15 protein-coding genes and 1 pseudogene are annotated in these 18,913 nt (G+C 70.0%); 4 read left to right on the top strand and 12 right to left on the bottom strand.

The genetic code is table 11. The annotated features are described in order from the left end of the window. Positions 1-106: 106 nt before the first annotated feature. The 9 genes and pseudogenes from J7E89_RS13170 to J7E89_RS13135 all read right to left on the bottom strand — a co-directional run bounded on the left by J7E89_RS13170 (position 107) and on the right by J7E89_RS13135 (position 9,283). Positions 107-481 (bottom strand): hypothetical protein, encoded by a 375-nt coding sequence (locus J7E89_RS13170; RefSeq protein WP_308315455.1) that lies wholly within the window; start codon positions 479-481, stop codon positions 107-109. Positions 482-485: 4 nt separating this feature from the next. Further along, positions 486-1,346 carry a dimethylargininase gene (ddaH, locus tag J7E89_RS13165; RefSeq protein WP_214973006.1) on the bottom strand — a complete coding sequence of 287 codons (861 nt, stop codon included), beginning with the start codon at positions 1,344-1,346 and terminating at the stop codon, positions 486-488. A 543-nt stretch (positions 1,347-1,889) separates the two neighbouring features. Beyond that, positions 1,890-2,621, bottom strand: a pseudogene (locus J7E89_RS40810) (acetyl-CoA carboxylase biotin carboxylase subunit family protein); the annotation flags it as partial. Positions 2,622-2,707: 86 nt separating this feature from the next. Continuing rightward, positions 2,708-4,024 carry an MFS transporter gene (locus J7E89_RS13155; protein WP_214973004.1) on the bottom strand — a complete coding sequence of 439 codons (1,317 nt, stop codon included), beginning with the start codon at positions 4,022-4,024 and terminating at the stop codon, positions 2,708-2,710. Positions 4,025-4,062: 38 nt separating this feature from the next. Further along, complete coding sequence (locus tag J7E89_RS13150; protein ID WP_214973002.1) at positions 4,063-5,661, bottom strand: class I tRNA ligase family protein; 1,599 nt, start codon at positions 5,659-5,661, stop codon at positions 4,063-4,065. Next, the gene (locus J7E89_RS13145; RefSeq protein WP_308315454.1) at positions 5,658-5,951 is read right to left on the bottom strand and encodes a cupin domain-containing protein; all 294 of its coding nucleotides are present in this window, start codon (positions 5,949-5,951) and stop codon (positions 5,658-5,660) included. Before J7E89_RS13145 ends, J7E89_RS13150 begins: the two co-directional genes overlap by 4 nt. After that, positions 5,911-6,075 (bottom strand): hypothetical protein, encoded by a 165-nt coding sequence (locus J7E89_RS42050; RefSeq protein WP_308315453.1) that lies wholly within the window; start codon positions 6,073-6,075, stop codon positions 5,911-5,913. The genes J7E89_RS13145 and J7E89_RS42050 overlap by 41 nt, the downstream gene beginning before the upstream one ends. Before the next feature lie 20 nt (positions 6,076-6,095). Further along, positions 6,096-7,904: a SidA/IucD/PvdA family monooxygenase gene (locus tag J7E89_RS40805; RefSeq protein WP_251060473.1), complete on the bottom strand. Its 1,809-nt coding sequence runs from the start codon at positions 7,902-7,904 to the stop codon at positions 6,096-6,098. Then, positions 7,904-9,283, bottom strand: a complete 1,380-nt coding sequence (locus tag J7E89_RS13135; RefSeq protein ID WP_214973000.1) for a hypothetical protein — start codon at positions 9,281-9,283, stop codon at positions 7,904-7,906. Before J7E89_RS13135 ends, J7E89_RS40805 begins: the two co-directional genes overlap by 1 nt. A gap of 282 nt (positions 9,284-9,565) precedes the next feature. On the opposite strand from J7E89_RS13135, the gene J7E89_RS13130 reads away from it, so the two are divergent. From J7E89_RS13130 to J7E89_RS13115, 4 genes are read left to right on the top strand one after another with little or no spacing between them, the layout of a single operon-like run. After that, positions 9,566-10,636, top strand: coding sequence for a 3-oxoacyl-ACP synthase III family protein (locus tag J7E89_RS13130; RefSeq protein ID WP_214972998.1), 1,071 nt, complete (start codon positions 9,566-9,568; stop codon positions 10,634-10,636). Beyond that, positions 10,633-12,516, top strand: a complete 1,884-nt coding sequence (locus tag J7E89_RS13125) for an HAD family hydrolase (RefSeq protein ID WP_214972995.1) — start codon at positions 10,633-10,635, stop codon at positions 12,514-12,516. Before J7E89_RS13130 ends, J7E89_RS13125 begins: the two co-directional genes overlap by 4 nt. Beyond that, complete coding sequence (locus tag J7E89_RS13120) at positions 12,513-12,773, top strand: acyl carrier protein (RefSeq protein WP_214972994.1); 261 nt, start codon at positions 12,513-12,515, stop codon at positions 12,771-12,773. The genes J7E89_RS13125 and J7E89_RS13120 overlap by 4 nt, the downstream gene beginning before the upstream one ends. Then, positions 12,763-14,322 carry an FAD-dependent oxidoreductase gene (locus J7E89_RS13115; RefSeq protein ID WP_214972993.1) on the top strand — a complete coding sequence of 520 codons (1,560 nt, stop codon included), beginning with the start codon at positions 12,763-12,765 and terminating at the stop codon, positions 14,320-14,322. Before J7E89_RS13120 ends, J7E89_RS13115 begins: the two co-directional genes overlap by 11 nt. Here the strand turns inward: J7E89_RS13115 and J7E89_RS13110 are convergent. The 3 genes from J7E89_RS13110 to J7E89_RS13100 form a co-directional block, all read right to left on the bottom strand. Continuing rightward, positions 14,319-14,999 (bottom strand): hypothetical protein, encoded by a 681-nt coding sequence (locus J7E89_RS13110; protein WP_214972992.1) that lies wholly within the window; start codon positions 14,997-14,999, stop codon positions 14,319-14,321. The two genes, J7E89_RS13115 and J7E89_RS13110, sit on opposite strands and share 4 nt — an antisense overlap. Positions 15,000-15,200: 201 nt before the next feature. After that, positions 15,201-16,541 (bottom strand): class I SAM-dependent RNA methyltransferase, encoded by a 1,341-nt coding sequence (locus tag J7E89_RS13105; RefSeq protein WP_214972991.1) that lies wholly within the window; start codon positions 16,539-16,541, stop codon positions 15,201-15,203. Positions 16,542-16,643: 102 nt separating this feature from the next. After that, positions 16,644-18,695 carry an APC family permease gene (locus J7E89_RS13100; RefSeq protein WP_214972989.1) on the bottom strand — a complete coding sequence of 684 codons (2,052 nt, stop codon included), beginning with the start codon at positions 18,693-18,695 and terminating at the stop codon, positions 16,644-16,646. Positions 18,696-18,913 lie beyond the last annotated feature (218 nt).

The raw sequence follows: 18,913 nt of genomic DNA, 5'->3' as shown, positions 1-18,913 counted from the left end.
CGAAAGCCGGGCGCGCAGGCCCAGGTGACCACGCCGCCCTTCTTCGGAGTGCCGGGGAGGGGGGCCGGTGCCGTCTCGGCAGTGGTCGTCATTGCGGTGGTCGTGGTCATGCGGTGGTGTCTCCGGTCGGGGGAAGGGACGGGTCGGGGAGGAGTTCTTCCAGGTACGACGTGCCGCTCGCGGCGTGTTCGCCGTACCGTTCCCAGGTCTCGGTGAGCCGGACCCGTCCGTCGTCGAGAAGGGTGGGGACGCTGGTGCAACGGCCGGAGACGATCCGGCCGTCGGTCAGGACGACTCCGTAGACGAAGCTCAGACATCCGTCGGGCTCGACGCTTCCGACGAGCGTGCCCCGGCGGGCGTCTCCGCCGGCGAAGCGGCCCCACAGCAGGTCACCGCGCTGCTGGTAGACCGCCACCCGGGCGGCCTCCCCACGGTCGTCGCTGAGCGGGCCGAAGCGCCGGCCGTCGTAGTCGATCAGCACGTGCTCACCGCTCGTCCGTACGGTCGCGCAGCTCCAGGGTGCAGCACTTGGCGCTGCCGCCGGACTTGAGGAGCTCGGACAGCTCGACGCCGATCGGCTCGAAGCCGCGCTCGCGCAGCTTGTCGGCGAGCTCGGTGGCCTGAGCGGCCATCACCACGTGCCTGCCGTCGGAGACCGCGTTGAGGCCGAAGACCTCGGCGTCGTGGTCGGTGGCGATGACGGCGTCGGGGTAAAGCTCCTCGAGCCGCCGCCGGCTGCTTTCGGAGAAGGCCGCCGGGTAGTACATGATCTCGTCGTCGTCGAGGACGGCGAGTGCGGTGTCCAAGTGGTAGAAGCGCGGATCGACCAGAGTCAGGCCGAGGACCTCGCGGCCGAACACGTCCTCGGCCTCCACGTGGGACTGCACCACGGTGCGGAAGCCGGTGCCCGCCAGCAGCCGCGTGCCGGTGAAGAGGAAGTCACCCTCGCCCTCGTTGACGTGCTGGGCATCGTGCACGGTGTAGCCGCGCTCGGCGAGCCAGTCCCGGTACGCCGGGCCCTCGGCGCTGCGCTGCTCGTAACGGAACTTCGCGGAGAGCACGGTGCCGTCGACGACGGTGGCGCCGTTGGCGGCGAAGACCATGTCGGGCAGGCCCGGGATGGGGTCGATCAGCCGCACGTCGTGACCGAGGCCGGTGAGGATGCCGCGCAGCTCCTCCCACTGGGTGACCGCGAGGTCGGTGGTGGTGGGCTTCTCCGGACGCATCCACGGGTTGATCGAGTAGGTGACGTCGAAGTGGGTGGGGCGGCACATCAGGTAACGGCGGGTGCGCGAGGTGCGGGGTGCCGGGGAGCTGGTCAGGAGGTCCTGCGCAGTGGAAGACATGCGGTGTTGACCCTTCTGGGGTGTGGTCGGGGTTTCCGGGCCGGGCGGGCCGGGTGTGGTGGCGCACCGGGTCCCGGAAGCGGCGGCGGGTTTCGGCCGCCGGCGTTGTGGTGGGGCTGTCAGTCCTCGAAAGTGACGGTGATCTTGGAGGCGAGCTCGGTCATCGCCGTGTGGGCGGAGTCGAGGGAGTCTCCGGTGGTGCCGAGGAAGCCGAGGATGGTGTTGCCGTCCGGGGGGGCGGCGGATGATGTCGCCGGCGCGTGCCGTGATCTTGAGCAGGAAGACCCGCTCGTCCTCGCTGACATCGGCCGGCACGTCCACGTGACGGACCACGCCTGCCTCGCTGAGCAGGCACATGGCGGTGATGTGTGTGCCGGTGGGCCGGTAGTGACGGACCTGCGGGAGACGGCCGGCGCCGATGTCGGCGACAGCGCGGATCGGGTCGTGGTCGGCGGTGATCCGGGCGATGGCGTCGAGGCCGCCACCGCCGACGCGGGCGGCGATCTCCAGGATGTACGGCTTTCCCTGGTGGAAGCGGACCTCGGCGTGCATGACGCTGCGGCGCAGGCCTTGGGCGTGGGCCGCGGCCTTGACCACCCGGTGAATTCCGGCGAGTTCCTCCGGGCCGAGAGAGCTGGGGACGTGGTGGACGTCGTCGTCGAACGTCTCGCCCTCGTTGGTGATCCGGTCCACAACGGAACCGAGGTAGACCTCGTCGTCCCACGCCACGGCCTCGATCAGGAACTCACGGCCGTCCAGGAAGGATTCGACGATCAGGCCCTGCGGGCCGAGGTCGATGCCGTCGGCCTCGGAGACCGCCCAGAACATCTCGCGGATGCCGTCGGCGGCCTGCTGGTAGCGCAGTGCGAGCTCGTCGCCGTCGTCGATGCGGAAGACGAAGTTGCTGCCGGCGCCCATCGTGGGCTTGAGGATGAGCGGGTACCCGAACTCCTCCGCGGCATCGAGCGCCGTCTGAAGGCTGTCGGCGAGCCGGAAACCCGGGTGCGGGACGCCGTGCCGTGCGTGGGCTTGGCGCATCAGGTACTTGTTGCGGCAGTTGACCGCGGCCTCGACACCGATGGAGGGAAGTCCCAGGGCCTCGGCGACGGCGGCGACGGCGATGACGGCCGACTCCGAGAAGGTGATGACCCCGTCGAAGTGCTCCCCCGCGTGCCACGCGCGTGCCTTCTCGATCATGTCGTCGATGTGCTTGGACCCGGCCAGCCGGTAGCGGTCCGCGGGCCAGAAGTCCTCGGTGCCCTCGCCGTTGAGCACGTACAGCTCGTGGCCGAGGGCTTCGACCTGCTGATAGCGGGAGTGGTAGTACGTCAGGTACTGGCGGGTCTCGATGGTCAGGAGCTTCACGACGTGGAACCCTTCGCTACTGCGCCGGTCGTCGACCGGAGGGAGTGGGGGCGGACGTACAGGCTGCCGACGCACACCACGGTCGCGAGGGTGCCGAAGGCCGCGAGGGTGGCGTAGCCCTGGATGATCCCGAAGCGGTCGCAGACGTAGGCCACGACCAGGGTCAGAACGAGGCTGAGGGCGAGGCCGAAGCCGTTGGCCGCGCCGAAGACCCGGCCGCTGCGCTCGTCGGCGACGTTGCGCATCAGTTCGGTGCGGGAGGGCAGCCGGCCGAAGACGAACGTCATGCCCGCGAGGAAGACGCCTGGCAACAGCGTTGCCAGGGCGTACGGCTGGATGAAGGCAAGGCCCGCGCAGATGCCGTAGCCGGCCAGGATCAGCAGCCGGTAGTCGACCCGGTCCTTGATCCGCTTGTAGAGGGCGATCCCGGCCAGCATGCCGGTGCAGGCGAGCGCGTCGGCGATGCCGAGGGTGGCGGCGCCCTTGTGGAACCGGTCGATGACCACGACCAGCAGCAGGGTGTTGGCGACGGTGACGATGACGCTGCCGACACTGAAGAGCAAGCCGAGGCGGAGCACCGGGCCGGCGGGGGCGGCCGGGGTGGCGGGCTCGGGCACGGTTTCGGTCGCCGGCTCGGCGCTCCCGGTCGAGCTCCCGTCGGTGGGCTCTCTCTCCGCGGCGGCCCCGGCCGTGGCGGTGGCCGCCGGCTTGCGGCCCAGGGAGAAGAGCAGCAGCGCGGAGGCGGCGAACGTCAGGGCGTTGAAGAGGAACAGCGGGGTGGCGCCGAAGAACTGGACGGCGAAGCCGCCGAGCACGCCGGAGAGCATCGTGCCGCCCTGGAAGGCGAATTCGTAGTTGGCGTTGAAGTTGCCGAGCCGCTCCTCCGGCACCCGCTCCTTCACCAGGGCGAGGCTGGCCGGCATGAAGAGGGCCGACAGGACGGCGAGCACGAGGTTCACCCCGTACGCGGCGCTGCTGCCGTCGCCGCCGAACAGGAGCCACAGCGGCAGGAAGGCCGCGGTGAGCGTGCTGAGAATGTCGGTCACGACGCACAGGGTGCGACGGTCGAAGCGGTCGGCCCAGCGGCCGAAGAGGACGGACAGCAGCACCTGGGGCAGGGCCACCAGGACGTACACCCAGCCGACGGACAGGGTGGTTCCCAAGTCCTTGTAGATCAGCAGGGAGGAGGCGATGAGCTGGATGTTGTTGCCGAGGTTGGTGACGAAGACCGCGGGCAGCAACAGCCGCTCGGTCCTTCGGTACGCGGCGGGCCGGGCCCCGTGCGGCGGGGCGCCGGCAAGCATGGTGGTCATCTGCAGTTTCTCATTCCGGATGCGGAGGGGGGCTGGGCTCAGTCCAGGCGGGGCAGGGCGAAGGCGGCGATCGTCTCCGGGGGCGCGGCCGCCGGGTCCAGGGCGAGGCCCTGGTCGCGCGCTTGGTCGGCGGCGTCGACGAGAATCGGCGCGCCGCCGGTGAGGACGGCCGCGACCTGCGCCAGCAGGTCGCCGAGTCCGGCGTACGCACCTTCCTCGTCGGCCCCGGCGACGGCGGCCTCGGCCACCATCAGCAGCCGGGCCACCTGCTGCACCACGATGTCCGCGGCCATGGCCGGGCTGAACGTGGGCAGCGCGTACGCCACAGTGAACCGTTCGGCGACGGCGGCCGCGCGGCGGCGGCCCTCGGGGCTGGTCTCCAGCGGCGTTTCCGCAGCGGCACGGCCGGCAGCGGCGGTCAGCGTGTCCAGGGCGACCGCGAGCCGGTTCCACGGGGTGGTGAGCCGCTCGTCGACCAGGGCCCGGAAGTTCCGCGCGTCGAAGTTGGTGCGCTGGTACTCGGGTGCGGTGAGCGCGAGGAAGAAGCGGGCCACGTCGCGCGGGGCGTCCCGCAGCAGCTCGGTGCTGTTGATGAGGTGCCGGCGTGAAGTGGAGAACTTGGCGTGGTCGAGCTCGTAGAACTGGTTGCACACGTTGCTCGCCGGGGTGATGTAGCGGTCGCCGTGCGCAAGCAGCATCACCAGGTCCAGCAGGCCCCAGTGGAAGACGTTGTCGAAGCCGTGGAAATAGACGAGTTCGGCTCCGGTGTCGGCGCGCCAGTGCGCGTCGGTCTCCTCGCGCCGGTCCCCCTGCTGCCCTGCCGCCCACCACGTGGCGTACATGGAGGCGGGCATGGCCTCGATCCACGGGTAGAGGATCTGGCCGGGTGTTTCGGCGAACGGGGCCTCGATGCCCCACTCCCCCGGCACCGTGATGGGGATGTCGGGCAGGGGGCGGGCCATGATCTCCCGGACGAGCTGTGCGGCGGGAGGCCGCCACAGCGGGCTGACGCGGTCGAAGTGCTCCTCGATGCTTGCGCGGTACTCCTCGGCGGGCAGCACCCAGATGACGCACTCGCGGTGGCTGACCGGCTCGTCGGGGTTGAGGACGTTGTACGGGCGGAGCAGGTCGGTGAAGTTGTTGGGGTGTCCGCAGCCCTCGCAGGCGCCCGCGCTGCTGGGCACCAGACAGACGGGGCATTCGCCGCCGACCAGGCCGTCGTACAGGAACTGTCCGGTGGTTTCGGCGTAGGGCAGCTGTACGGTACGCAGCCGGAGCCGGCCGTCGTCGTGAAGGCGCTGCACGAACTCCAGGACGGTGGCCCGGTAGTTGTCGTCGATGGGCGGCAGGCCGTCCATCGAGATGCCCATCGCGTACAGCGACTTCTCGATGGCGGAGGTGGCGCCGGCGACCAGCTCCGCGGGGGTGGTGCCGTTGCGGCGTGCGCTGGCGACGACATAGCTCTGGCTGTCGTCGGTACAGGTGGTCAGCGTGACCTGGCGACCCAGGGCACGCTGACGGCGGGCGTAGATGTCGGCGGAGAGGTAGGGACCGGCCAGATGGCCGACGTGCAGGTCGCCGTTGGGGGTGGGGGTGGCGGCGATCAGGATGACCGGGCGTCCGGTGCCGGTGCTCATCCGGCAGCTCCAGTCGCCTCGGCCTGTGCGGCCTGCCCGACCCCGGTGCGGGTGTGACGCTCACCGAACGCCCGGGCCAGGTCGGCGTCCCACCACACGGCGTACATCTCGAAGTCCTCGTCGCCCCGGTTCAGCACCTGGTGCCTCTGGCCGGGTACGAAGTGGACGATGTCGCCCTTGGTGAACGGGATGTACTCGCCGTCCACGAGGAGTTCGGCGAAGCCGCTGACCGCGATCCAGATCTCGTACTCATGGTGGGCGTGGGCCCCGGACTCGGCACCCGGGCGCACGACCGCACCACGAGCCCTCGAAGGGGGCGTTCAGCAGCGGCCAGGGCATCAGCCGCTGAGCGGCGAGGCCGTTGTCGGACTTGAGGCCGGCGCGGTCGAGCGGGTGGATCTCCATGGTCTTCATGTGTGCGTGTTCTCCTCGGGTCAGGCGACCTGGGCGGCGGGGATTTCTGCGTCGGGGCGGTCGGCGGAGCGCTCCGCGCGCACGGCCAGCAGGTCGGTGACGATGTCGCCGGCCCGCGCGGCGAGCACGCTCAGCAGCGAGTCGGCGATGCCGTGGGTGGCCTCGTTGACGCCTTGGAGGTGGCAGGTGCCCGTGCTGCCGTCGGGCAGCACGAGCCGGTAGTTGCGGTCCACGGCGATGTCCTCGGTGCCCTTGAGCCCGGCGGACCGGCTCAACTCGCGGACCAGCCACGGCATGCCGGGCTCGAACCCGGTGCCGAGCATCACGGTGTCGCAACGGTGCTCGGACACCTCGCCGGTACGGCGGTTGGAGAGGGTCAGGACAACGTCGTTCCCGTCGAGCGCGGCGGCGGTCACATCGGTCATGGTGATCAGGCGCAGGCGCTCGTCGCCGGTCAGCTTCTCCACATAGGTCTGCCGGTAGAGCGTGTCCAGCATCCCGGGGGCCAGGCCCGCGTAGTTGGTGCGGTGCATTTCACGCAGCAGCTGCTCGCGGGCGGGGGCGGAGGCGGCGTAGAACTCGTCCACGAACGACGAGTAGAAGATCTCGTTGGTGAACTTGCTGCTCTCGTACGAGTTCAGCCCGATCGACCGCATGATCATGGTGCACTCGGCGTCCGGGAAGCTCTGGTGCGAGGTCCACAGCATCTCCGCGGCGCTCTGCGCGGCGCCGATGACCGCGATCCGGCGGGTGCGCTGTTCGCCGAGGGTGGCGAGCCCCTCGGTGAAGCGGGTGCTGTGGATGACCCGGTCCTTCGGCAGGCCCTGGAAGACCTCGGGGACGTGGGCGTCACGGCCCGCGCCGACGACCAGGTCCCGGCAGGTCAGGGCAGTGCCGTCGGTGAGGTGGACGCGCCAGCCGGTGACCGCGCCGGCCTCGCCCCGCAGCGCGTCGGCTTTCGGTACGACCGCGCCGAAGGCGAAGGCCCCGAACACGGCGTGCAGGCCCACCTCGTGAGTGGCCCAGGCGCTCAGGAGCGCCCCGGCCACCAGTACCGCCTGCCCCATCCCACTGTTGCCGCCCCAGCGCCGGCCGGATGCCAGCAGCAGTCGCAGCGCGGGCCGTACGACGTACACCAGGGCCACCAGCAGCAGCGCCGACCAGCCCATCATCCTTGCGAGCGACCACGCGTCCCCGGCGCCCGCCACCACCACGACCAGGGCCAGCACGCACCAGGCGACGAGGTCCTGGAGAGCCGCGCAGGCCAGTGACATGGCGCCCACCTTGTCCCGGTACAGACCGCGGTCCGCGATGATCCGGGCCAGCACCGGGAAGGCTGTGATGGACATGGCGGTGCCCAGGAAGAGCGCGAAGGCCAGCAGCCCCGGCGACCGCCCGTCGGCCGCCACGGGCCGGCTCCACGCGTACAGCGCGACAGCCGTGCCGCCGCCGAGAACGAAGGGCAGCACAACCGAGCCGAGGGAGACCGCGGCGACCTGACGGCCCGTACCCCGCAGATGCGCCACGTCGAAGCGGTGGCCGACCCCGAACATGAACAGGACCAGCCCCACCTGTGCCAGGACCTGGAGGTAGGGGCGCGCCTCCGCCGGGAACAGCAGCTGCACCGGATCGCCGGGAAGCAGCCCGAGCAGGCTCGGCCCGAGTGCCACCCCCGCCACGATCTCCCCCATCACAGCGGGCTGGCGCCGGCGTTCGGCCAGCCGGCCGCAGAGGAACGCCACCACCAGGATCACCGCGAGAGCGCTCAGTACCGGACCCAGGACCGCGTCGGCCGCGCCGGATGCCGCCGGCTGTGACGCGGAGTGCATCACTCCTCCACGGCGGCCGCTGCCGGGGCGGCCTCGTGCAGGACGGCACCGGCGTGCGCACCGTTGGCGACGTTCACCACGCCCTCGCCGGACTCGACGGTGGTGGCCCGCGCCATCGCGCCGCCATAGCCGTTGACCACGGTGAACACACCCCAGGCGACGGTCCATTGACGGAGCTGCCCCTCGGCGTCGGGGAACAGCTCGGGCTCGGGAACCACCCTGCGCTGGATGACGTACGGGCCGTCGAGCGCGCCGGTGAGCTGCTCGCGCCACAGCTCGGGGGACACATCGTCCGACCAGCCGAGCAGAACGCCGTGGCCGCCGTGCAGCAGAGTCGGCTTGAGCGCCAGGTCCTCCTGGTGGGCGAGGGCGTACTCGACCAGGTCGACTCGCTCGCCGTCCTCCAGGGTGACCTCGCCGCGGCGGACCATCCGGGTCCACGGGAGAATCCGGTCCAGGCTGGCCAGTTCCGCCTCGGTGAACAGGCCGCGGTTGGCCTCGTCGGAGAGCATCGCGAGGGCGCCCTTGCTGGCGAACAGCTCCGAGTCCATCGGAGTGAAGATCTTCACCTCTCCGCGGTGGGCGGCGTCCAGGACCGGATCCATCAGGCTCGGCGCCTCGCCGGACTCCAACAGGTCCTCGATGAGGAACATGCGGGAGATGATGTCGACGCGGCGCGCGCCGAGCCAGACCGCGCCGTCGCGGACGTCCAGCTGCCCGATGTGGCAGGGGTGGGCATCCAGGCCCATGGCCTGCCAGCGCTCGCAGAACTGCTCCATGTACGGGGCCAGGTTCTCGAAGCTGCTCGGCCAGTCGGTCAGCGCGACCACCGGGCGGGAGCCGGGCTCGAAGCCGGACTCCACGAACATGTTGTTGACCTGCTCGCGCATGGTGTCCACGTAGGTGAGACCGCGGCGCTCCGCGTAGTCGGCCAGCACCGGGTGGTCGAGCAGGGCCCGGCACATGTCGGCGTTGTCCATGCCGCCGAGGGTGCTGCCCATGTTGAATTCCAGCAGCCGCATGCCGGTCGCGTCGGCGTACATGTCGGCGCGGGCCTGGCGGGTGACGGAGGCGCCGCGGCTGCGCAGGATGGCGGAGACCTGCAGGTCGGTCATGCCCACGGCGCGGGCGAAGGCGGCCAGGTCACCGCCGAAGAGCCGGTCGGGGAGGCTGACCAGAGCGGTCCGCATGTTCTCCAGGTCGGCGGCGAGCCGAGTCTGCTCCTGGTGGCCGAGGAACAGCGGGCGGGAGAGATACCGGCCCTGGTACAGCCCGTTCAGGAGCTTGGACTCGGGCTGTGAGCCCACGAGTTCGGCCGCGGTGGCGCCGCTTGCGGCGACCTCGGCCAGGTACTCCTTCGTCAGGGACACGCGGTCCATGGAATAGAACCTCTCGTAATGCCGGGATCCGTCGGGGAATCACGGACGAATTCGGAAGGAAAATATGGGGATCCGGGGGATCCACCCGAGACTAGGGGCCTCCCGCCCTTCCCCAAAGCTGCAACTTTTCCCGCCCGCCGGCCGGTTGCCGCGATCAGCCGCACTTCTCATCCTGCATAAAGGTGCACCACAACAACTTGCACCATCGGCGCGGTTGTGCCGGGCCCGGCACATTGCCCAGACTCGCTGCGACGGCATGTGCCCCTGAGCAGGAGACCTCAAATGGATTTCGGAATAGCCGAATTCGGCTACGCTTTCGGTGAGACGCAGGTCGTTGCCGACGTGGCGGCCGACTTCGTACCGGACCCGGAGCGGATCATCGGGTGGGGATACACCACCTTCCACCGGGCGCCGAAGGACGTGCACGCGGTCGAACTGGCCACACAGGCCGCCGAGGACGCGCTCAAGCGGGCCGGCATGGCCGCCGACGAGCTCGGCCTCGTCGTGTACGCCACTTCCGACCACCCCGAGTACCCGCACTGGGACTCTTCCGCCGCCCTGGCCCGCGAACTGCGGACCCCGCTCGTGCAGACGCTGCTACTCAATGAGGGATGCGCCTCGGGCGTGACCGGCCTGGGAATCATCGCGGGCCAGCTTGCCATTCAGCCCGAGCTGGACAATGTGCTCTTTGTCGCGGTCAACCGCACCAGTGAATTCCATCGCAACCGCATGACCGTGAACAATTCCGTGCACAGCGATGCCGCGGTCGCCGTCATTCTCAAGCGCGGTTACGAGGACAACCGGTGGCTGGCAACGTCGCAGACCACCGACCCGGACCTGTGTGACTTCTTCCGCAGCGAGTACGGCGGCAGCGTCTCCCCGCTGCCGCCGCTGAGCTGGAACAGCCTGACCGCTCCGAGCGGCCTGCTGCGCGTGCAGACCCACTTCGACCGCGACCCCAAGCGGCTGATGGCCTTCGTGCACGATCTGGAGCAGCGGGTCGTCGACGTGGTCGACGACGCCTGCCGGAAGGCCGGGGTGGATCGCGCCGACCTGGCGCGGGTGATCTACATCAACGACGGCCAGGCGTCCATGCGGGAGATGGCCGACGCTCTGGGGATCCCGGTGGAGCGCACCAATGCCGAACTGGCGGCCGTGCATGGCCACATGGGCGCCGCCGACCAGCTGGTCTCACTCGGCGAACACCTCGAGCGCGGCGAACTGAAGAAGGGCGACCTGGTCGCACTGTGCGGCATCGCCATCGGCATGCGCTGGTACTGCACCCTCGTCCGGATCTGCCCCGTACCCCTTCCGCACGTCGACCCCCTCTCAGGACCCTCAAGGACCACATGACCATGGATTCCACGCATCTGACGGCCGCCGTCCGGAGCGCGGTCGCCGAGGGCCGGGCGCCGGAGCCCGCCACGCGGCTCGCTATCGCCGCGCTGGACGACCCGGCGCTGCTGCGCCGGCTCGGCTCCGCCCTCAAGCCCCTCGACTCCGACGCGCCGGGTCTGCGCCCGGTGCGGCTCGCGGTGCTGGGCACCGGCACACTCGGTGCCCTGCCCGACCTCCTGCGCGCCACCCTCGTGGGCGCCGGGCTGGGTCCCACGATCGAGACCGGCGAGTACGGCCGCTTCGAGATGGAGCTGACGCTGGGCTCCTTCCGGGGCGAGCACGACCCCGACGGAGTGCTGTGCCTGCTGTCGGAGGAGTTCTTCCTGCCTCCGGCCCCGCAGCGCATGGCCGTCAAGGACGTCGTCGCGCACATCGAGGCCCGGACGGCCGACCTGCGCGGGCTGCTCGGCACGGCGGCCGGCGGGACCGCGGCCACCCTGGTCGTCCACACCGTTCCGCTGTCACGCACGGTCCGGGACGCGTTCATCTCGGTTCGTGACCGGGCCGTCCTGGCCCAGGCCTGGCACCGGCTCAATGCCGGCCTGCTGGGGCTGGCCGCCGAGGACCCGCAGCTGGTCGCCCTGGACTTGGCGGGCCTGCTGGCCCTCCAGCCGACCCGCGCCCGGGACAACCGGCTGCACGCCTTCGCGGACATGCCGTACACCGACGCCGCCCTGCTGCTGCTCGCCCAGGAGACCCGCAGGGTGCTCCAGGCGCGGGCCGGGCTTTCGCGCAAAGTACTGGCCCTGGACGCCGACAACACACTGTGGGGCGGGGTCCTCGGCGAGGTCGGCGCGCACGGCCTGCAGCTCGGCGGACTCTACCCGGGCAAGGCGTACAGCGCGCTTCAGCAGGCCGCGGCGGGCCTGCGCGACCAGGGCGTGGTCCTGGTCCTGGCCAGCAAGAACGACGCGGACCTGGTGGACGAGGCGATCACCGGCCACCCCGAGATGAAGCTGCGGCCCGAGTCGTTCTCCGTACTCGCCGCCAACTGGGACGCGAAGGCGGAGAACCTGCGCCGGGCGGCCGGCTCACTGGGCCTGGGAATCGAGTCCTTCGTCTTCATGGACGATTCCCCGTACGAGCGTGAACATGTGCACGCCGAGCTGCCCGAGGTGGCGGTCGTGGCAGCCGACGGTGACCCGGCCCACCTGGCTGAAAGCCTGCTGCGTCACGGCTGGTTCGACGTCCTGGAACTGACCGAGGCCGACCAGCAGCGCCCCGGTATGTACCGGTCGCGGGCGCTGCGCAGCGAGTACAAGGGCGCGTTCAGCTCCTCCGACGACTACCTCGCGGCGCTGGACATCCGGCTGACGGCGGCCCCCGCCACCGCTTACACCACCGGCCGGATCGCGCAACTCGCGGCGCGGACCAATCAGTTCAACCTCACGGGCATCCGCTACGACGAGGTCGCCACGGCCGCGATGCGCGACGGTCAGGACCACCTGGTCGCCTCGTTCTCGGTGTCCGACCGGTTCGGCGACGAAGGCATCGTCGGTGCGGCCTGGGTCGAGTGCGGCGCCCGCGAGTGGCGGGTGCTGAACCTGGTGCTGAGCTGCCGGGTCCTGGGCCGGGGCGTCGAACTGGCCATATCCGACTGGCTGTTCCAGCAGGCCGCCGCGGCCGGCGCCGAGCGGGTGACTGCCTCGTTCGTGCCGTCGGCGAAGAACGCGGTGGCCGCCGACACCTGGGAGAGAGCGGGCCTGCTCCCGGCGGCGCAGGAGGGCGACGGCAGCCGCGCATACGCGCGTGAGCTCGCCGAGCTGCCGCGCACGGCACCCGCATGGATCACTTTCACCGACCTCGTGGCAAACAAGGAAGAAGGCAACGGATGACCACCACCGCGGACCTGACCGACGAGACGTCCGTCCAGGTCGTAGAGATCATCAGCGGAGTGCTTTCCACTACGCCCGGGCAACTGCGCGAAGAGCCGCTGCTCGGTACGTACAACTGGGACAGCCTCACCACCCTGGAGGCGCTGGTCGCCCTGGAGGGTTCGTTCGGCATCGAGATCGACCTGCGTGCGCTGCACTCCCAGCGCACGATCGGCGACCTCGTCGCACTGGTCAAGAGCGTGCGCGATGGCCGCTGACGACTTCCACTTCCTGCACGGCGAGTGGACCGTCGCCAACCGCCGGCTCAAGACCCGCCTGGCGGGCGCCGACGACTGGGAGGAGTTCGGCTCCAAGGCGGTCATCCGGCCGCTGTTCGGCGGCGGGGCCAACATCGAGGAGATCCACTACCCCACGGCGGACCTGTACGGCCTGACACTGCGGCTGTACGACTCGGAGCACGACGAGTGGTCGCTGAACTGGGCGACCAGCGCGGAAGGCAAGCTCTTCCCGCCCGTGGTCGGCCGGTTCACCGACGGAGTCGGCCGGTTCGAGGGCGAGGACGAGCACGAGGGCACCCCGGTGCGGGTGCGGTTCGTGTGGTCGGACTGCGGCCCGGATTCCGCCCGCTGGCAGCAGTCGTTCTCGGCGGACGGCGGCGCCACCTGGGAGCTCAACTGGATCATGGACTTCACCCGCACGGCACCGGCCGGAAAGGGGGGGCTAATGCGTATCGCTGTGGTGGGCGGCGGTCTGCTGGGGACGCTGCTCGCCTGGCGGCTGGCCACCACGCCGGAAGCCGACTGCCAGGTCGACCTGTGGGTCGGCGGCCACCGGGAGCGCGACACGGACGCCACCAGCCATTCCGGCGGAATGGTCCGGGCGTACGCCGGAACAGCGGCGGACAGCGTGCTTGCCGCCCGCAGTCTCGCCGAGCTGCGCTCCAGCCCCACCCTGTGCGACTGGTCCGGGTATCACGAGGTCGGTTCGGTGGTGGTGCAGCCCGCCGCGGCGGACACGACCGCGGCCCTGGCCGCGGTGGAGGACTTGCTGCCGGGTCACGTGGAGCTGGTGGACAGGACCGACCTGTCCCGCCGGTACTCCCTCGGCGGGCTGCCGGAGGGCAGCTGGGGCATCGTCGAAACGCATGCCGGTTACCTCTTCCCCGACCGGCTGCGCGACGGCGTTCTGACACATCTGCCCGCCGATCGGGTCCGGGTGCTGCGGCGGGAGGTCGCCTCGGTCGCTACCGCACTGACGGTGCGGCCCGCGAACGACGGCCCTGAGGTCCGGTACGACGCGGTGGTGCTGGCGACCGGACCTTGGACGCCGACGCTGCTCGCCCGCAGCGGACTCAGCGCCGACGGCTACCGGACCAAACAGATCCAGTACACCTGGTGTACCGGCTGGCCGGCCGGGCTGGGGGTCCTCATGGACGAGACCTCCGGCCTCTACGGGCGGCCGGCGCCCGGTGGCGGCATGATCGGCGTTCCCACGGATCTGTGGGACATCGACCCCGCCGCCACCGAGGTACGCGATCGCTTCACCGAGGCCCTGCGGTCAGTGGCGGAGCAGCGGCTGCCGGGCTCGGGCACCGCGCGCGGGCTCGCCGTCGGGGCAAGGACCGTGCCGGCGCTGGACTGCTACTACGAGCAACCGGGCGCCGTGCTGCGGCAGGTGGAGCCCGGCACCGCGCTGTACACCTTCGCCGGTGGCAGCGGCGGAGCCGCGAAGACAGCACTCTTCGTCAGCCGGTTGGCGGCGGCCGACTTGCTGGACGGCTCCGTCCAGCCCACCGCCCTCTCCTAGCTGACGCCCTTTCCGTTCAGCTGGGTGTCCTGGGCGAGGAGGACTCCCAGCTGAACCAGGTTCGTCGCACCCAGTTCGGCCTTGATGGCGGCCACGTGATTGTCGTAGGCACGCTTGCGCAACCCGACGCGTCGCGCGATGTAGGCGCCGCTGTGGCCGGCCATGAGCAGGTTCCTGATCCTTGACCGGATCTCGGGCACCACCTCGCTGGAGGCGGCCCGCGGCCCGGTCAGGTTGAACATTTTGCCGTGCGACCAGGCCCGCTCGTAGAGGTCCAGGAGGAAGCCGACGACGCCGGGGTCGGTGACGGCGCTGGCCGAGGCGTGGTCGCCGGACGTGGAGATGACCGCGACCTTGCGATCGATGATCACCATCCGGTCGAAGTGCGAGTCGGCGACGGTCCGGAACTCACCGCCGAGTTCGGTGACGCAGCGGACGTACTCCTTCATCGGCTCGTTGAACCGGGCCGCGTGCTGATAGATGGTCCGTATCCGCACACCACGAGCCAGACACTCCCCGGTCTTGGCCCTGGCCTGGTCCAGCGCCTCCGGCGACCGCGTCCACCCGGGCTGCGCGGACACGATCTCCGTGGTAGCGGCTTCGGCCAGGTTCTCGATGTAGGCGTTGATTTCCGAGGCTGAGTTCAGAGTGGTGAGGGCAGGGAGCTCTCCTGCCACAACAGAGGTGCCATTCGGTCTTTCTGTGGCAATCATTGACATATTCCCCCCATGTCGACGCGTGAGCCGGTCGACATCCTAATGAGGGAAGAGTATCGGCGAAATCAAGCCAGACCGAGACCACTTGACCGCCAGGACCCAATGATCATTTTCACGCGTGCACCAGGGCCGGACTCGCTGCACATCGAATAGAGCCGCAGGTCAGGCGTCCTTCTTCGTCGGCTCCAGAATCGCCACGCACTCCACGTGATGCGTCATCGGAAACAGGTCGAACGCCCGCAGCGTGCGCACCTTGTATCCGTTGTCCGCGAAGTACGCCAGGTCCCGCGCCAGCGCCGCCGGGTCGCAGGCCACGTACGCGATGCGGCGGGCGCCCAGGGAGGCCAGGTGCTTCACCGTCTGCTTGCCCGCGCCCGCGCGCGGCGGGTCGAGGACGATCAGGTCGGTCTCGGTGATGCCCGTGCGCGGCAGTACCTGCTCGACCTTGCCCTGCTCGATGCGTACGTACTCCATGTCCTGGAGGTTGTGCCTGGCGTCCTCGACGGCGCGCTTCGAGGTCTCGATGCCGAGCACCGCGCCCTTGTCGCCGATGCGCTCGGCGATCGCACCCGCGAACAGGCCCACGCCGCAGTACAGGTCGAGCGCCGACTCGCCCTTCCTCGGCATCAGGCCCTGCATGACGGCCTTGATCAGGAGGTCCGGGCCCTGCGGGTGGACCTGCCAGAAGCCGCCCATGCCGACGCGGTACGTACGCCCGTCCGCCCGCTCGCGCACGAAGGCGCGGCCGTGCACCCGGTGCACTCCGCCGTCCTTCTCCTCCACGCGGAGGACAGAGACCGGCTTGTCGAGTTCGACGAGGGGCAGGCGGCCGCCCGGTCGCGGGGTGAGGACCACCTGGCGGTCGTTCGAGCCGGTGGCCGCGATCGCCTCGACCGACGCCATCTGGGGCCAGTCCTGCTTCTCGATGCCGAGCTCGCTGACGCCCGGCGCGGCGATCAGGCAGTGGTCGATCGGCTGTACGTCGTGCGAGCGGTGCTTGCGCAGTCCGGCCCGGCCGTCGGGGTCGACGGCGTACTGCACGCGCGTGCGCCACGCGGGCACCTCGCCCTGGGGCAGCTTGTCGCCCGGAGCCGGCATGACGGTGCCGTCCCAGCCCGCCTCCTCCGGCGTGAGGCCGGCGAGGCGCATGAGCTGCTCGGCGATGACCTCGCCCTTCAGGCGCCGCTGCGCGCCCGGCTTGGCGTGCTGCCAGTCGCAGCCACCGCACATGCCGGGACCGGCGTACGGGCACGGCGCCTCGATGCGGTCCTTCGACGCGTCTATGACCTCGATGGCGTCGGCGCGCAGGTAGCGCGAGGTCTCCCCGCCGTCCGTCACGCGGGCGCGGATCTTCTCGCCGGGAAGCGCGTGCCGTACGAACAGCACCCGGCCCTCGTCGGTACGGGCGATGCAGTGGCCGCCGTGGGCGACGGGGCCGACCTCGACCTCGTACTCGGTACCGACCAGAGAGTTGTCGGCCGTTTCCTTGGATTCTGACTGCATGACGGGGTGGCTCCAGAGATCAAAGGGGTACGGCCGGACTTCAGCCCACCAGTCTACGTGGGTGTCGTCCGGCCGTTCACCACAGCGAAGTCGGGAGAGACGTCAGCGCTTGCCGGTCGGCTCCTTCGGGCGGCGGTCGTCCACCGGACCGCGCCGCACCGCACCGGGCGCGTTCCACTCCTGGCGCTTCTTCGCCCGCTCCTTCGCGAGCTCCGAGGACTGGAGCTGGTACGGCACCGAGGTCACCATCACACCCGGCGTGAACAGCAGCCGGCCCTTGAGCCGCAGCGCGCTCTGGTTGTGGAGGAGGTGCTCGTACCAGTGGCCCACCACGTACTCCGGGATGTAGACGCTGATCGCGTCCCGCGGGCTCTCCCGCCGCAGCCCCTTCACGTAATCGATGATCGGCCGCGTGATCTCGCGGTACGGCGAATCGAGGATCTTCAGCGGCACATTGATCCCGCGCCGCTCCCACTCCTCCTTGAGCGCCTTCGTCTCCGCCTGGTCGACGCTGATGCTGAGCGCCTCCAGCTTGTCCGAGCGCGTCAGCTTCGCGAAGGCGAGCGCCCGCAGCGTCGGTTTGTGGACCTTGGAGACCAGGACGATGGAGTGGACCCGGGACGGCCGGACGCTGTCGTCGGACGGACCCTCGTCGGCCGCGATCTCCTCGGAGACGCGGTCGTAGTGCTTACGGATCGCGGTCATCGTCCCGTAGAAGATCACCATGCCGAGCAGCGCTACCCAGGCGCCGTGCGTGAACTTCGTGGCCAGTACGACGACGAGCACCAGGCCCGTGAAGAACGCGCCGAAGGTGTTGATCGCCCGCGAGCGGACCATGCGGCCGCGCTTGGCCTTGTCCTTCTCCGTCCGCAGGTGGCGGTTCCAGTGCCGCACCATGCCGATCTGGCTGAGCGTGAAGGAGACGAAGACGCCGACGATGTACAGCTGGATGAGCCGGGTCGAGTCGGCGCCGTAGATCCACACGAGCAGGATGGCCGCGCCCGCCAGCAGCACGATGCCGTTGGAGAAGGCGAGGCGGTCGCCGCGGGTGTGCAGCTGGCGCGGCAGGTAGCGGTCCTGCGCGAGGATCGAGCCGAGCAGCGGGAAGCCGTTGTACGCCGTGTTCGCGGCCAGGAACAGAACGAGCGCGGTGGCCGCCGCGAGCAGCACGAAGAAGAACGTACCGTCACCGAAGACGGCGGCCGCGACCTGCGAGATCACCGGGTCCTGGACGTAGTCCGCGCCGACGGCGGTGCCGTTGTGGAGCAGGTCGTGCTCCGGGTTCTCGGCCATCTTCACGTCGGTGGCCATGGCGAGACCGATGATGCCGCAGAACATCGTGACGGCCAGTCCGCCCATCAGGGCCAGCGTCGTCGCGGCGTTCTTGCTCTTGGGCTTGCGGAAGGCGGGCACACCGTTGCTGATCGCCTCGACGCCCGTGAGCGCCGCACAGCCGGAGGAGAAGGCCCGCAGCAGCAGGAAGACGAGGGCGAAGCCCGCCAGGCCCTGGTGCTCGGCCTTGATCTCGAAGTCGGAGGTCGGGGCGTGCATGGTCTCGCCCGCGACGATTCCGCGGTAGGCGCCCCAGGCGATCATGATGAAGACGCCCGCCACGAAGACGTACGTCGGGATCGCGAAGAGCTTGCCCGACTCCCGCACACCGCGCAGGTTCATGAGCGTCAGCAGCACGATGATGCCGATGGCGCACGTCACCTTGTTCTCGACGACGAAGGGGATCGCCGAACCGAGGTTCTCCACGCCCGACGAGATCGAGACGGCGACCGTGAGGACGTAGTCGACGAGCAGGGCGCTGGCGACGGTCAGGCCCGCCTTGGGACCGAGGTTGGTGTTGGCGACCTCGTAGTCGCCGCCTCCGCTCGGGTACGCGCGCACGTTCTGGCGGTACGAGGCCACCACGGTGAACATCAGCACCACGACAGCGACCGCGATCCACGGGCTGAAGTGGTACGCCGACACGCCCGCGATGGAGAGCACCAGGAGCACTTCTCCGGGTGCGTACGCCACGGACGAGAGCGGGTCGGAGGCGAAGACGGGAAGTGCGATGCGCTTAGGGAGGAGAGTTTCTCCCAGCTTGTCGCTGCGCAGCGCCCGGCCGATCAGGATCCGTTTGGGCACGTCGGTCAGTTTGGACACGCAGAGGATCGTAAGCGTTCGAAAAGGACACCGCCCACCCACCACCCCTCTTGGCTGCGGAAACTTCCCGGTCCGCCACAAGTCCGCCACGTGAACCACCCGCGAACCACCTCGCGCACCCCTGAATGAACCCGGAGATGCCTGAGGTGATCGATGGCGCGTTCGGCGTTGCCGCTACGGTGGACGAAGACAGGGGCGAGGCAGTACCGGGCACTGGT

The sequence above is a fragment of the Streptomyces sp. ISL-100 genome (assembly GCF_018614615.1).
Classification (GTDB): Bacteria; Actinomycetota; Actinomycetes; order Streptomycetales; family Streptomycetaceae; genus Streptomyces.
The sequence above is the reverse complement of the archived record's forward strand: the minus strand, read 5'-3'. Positions and strand labels throughout refer to the sequence as shown.

What these genes read in the sequence shown, in the direction of transcription:
- J7E89_RS13155 (WP_214973004.1), bottom strand. Translation starts at nt 4,024, where the DNA reads ATGACCACCATGCTTGCCGGCGCCCCGCCGCACGGGGCCCGGCCCGCC.
- J7E89_RS13130 (WP_214972998.1), top strand. Translation starts at nt 9,566, where the DNA reads ATGGATTTCGGAATAGCCGAATTCGGCTACGCTTTCGGTGAGACGCAG.
- J7E89_RS13125 (WP_214972995.1), top strand. Translation starts at nt 10,633, where the DNA reads ATGACCATGGATTCCACGCATCTGACGGCCGCCGTCCGGAGCGCGGTC.
- J7E89_RS13150 (WP_214973002.1), bottom strand. Translation starts at nt 5,661, where the DNA reads ATGAGCACCGGCACCGGACGCCCGGTCATCCTGATCGCCGCCACCCCC.
- J7E89_RS13105 (WP_214972991.1), bottom strand. Translation starts at nt 16,541, where the DNA reads ATGCAGTCAGAATCCAAGGAAACGGCCGACAACTCTCTGGTCGGTACC.
- J7E89_RS42050 (WP_308315453.1), bottom strand. Translation starts at nt 6,075, where the DNA reads ATGAAGACCATGGAGATCCACCCGCTCGACCGCGCCGGCCTCAAGTCC.
- ddaH (WP_214973006.1), bottom strand. Translation starts at nt 1,346, where the DNA reads ATGTCTTCCACTGCGCAGGACCTCCTGACCAGCTCCCCGGCACCCCGC.
- J7E89_RS13115 (WP_214972993.1), top strand. Translation starts at nt 12,763, where the DNA reads ATGGCCGCTGACGACTTCCACTTCCTGCACGGCGAGTGGACCGTCGCC.
- J7E89_RS13120 (WP_214972994.1), top strand. Translation starts at nt 12,513, where the DNA reads ATGACCACCACCGCGGACCTGACCGACGAGACGTCCGTCCAGGTCGTA.
- J7E89_RS13135 (WP_214973000.1), bottom strand. Translation starts at nt 9,283, where the DNA reads ATGGACCGCGTGTCCCTGACGAAGGAGTACCTGGCCGAGGTCGCCGCA.
- J7E89_RS40805 (WP_251060473.1), bottom strand. Translation starts at nt 7,904, where the DNA reads ATGCACTCCGCGTCACAGCCGGCGGCATCCGGCGCGGCCGACGCGGTC.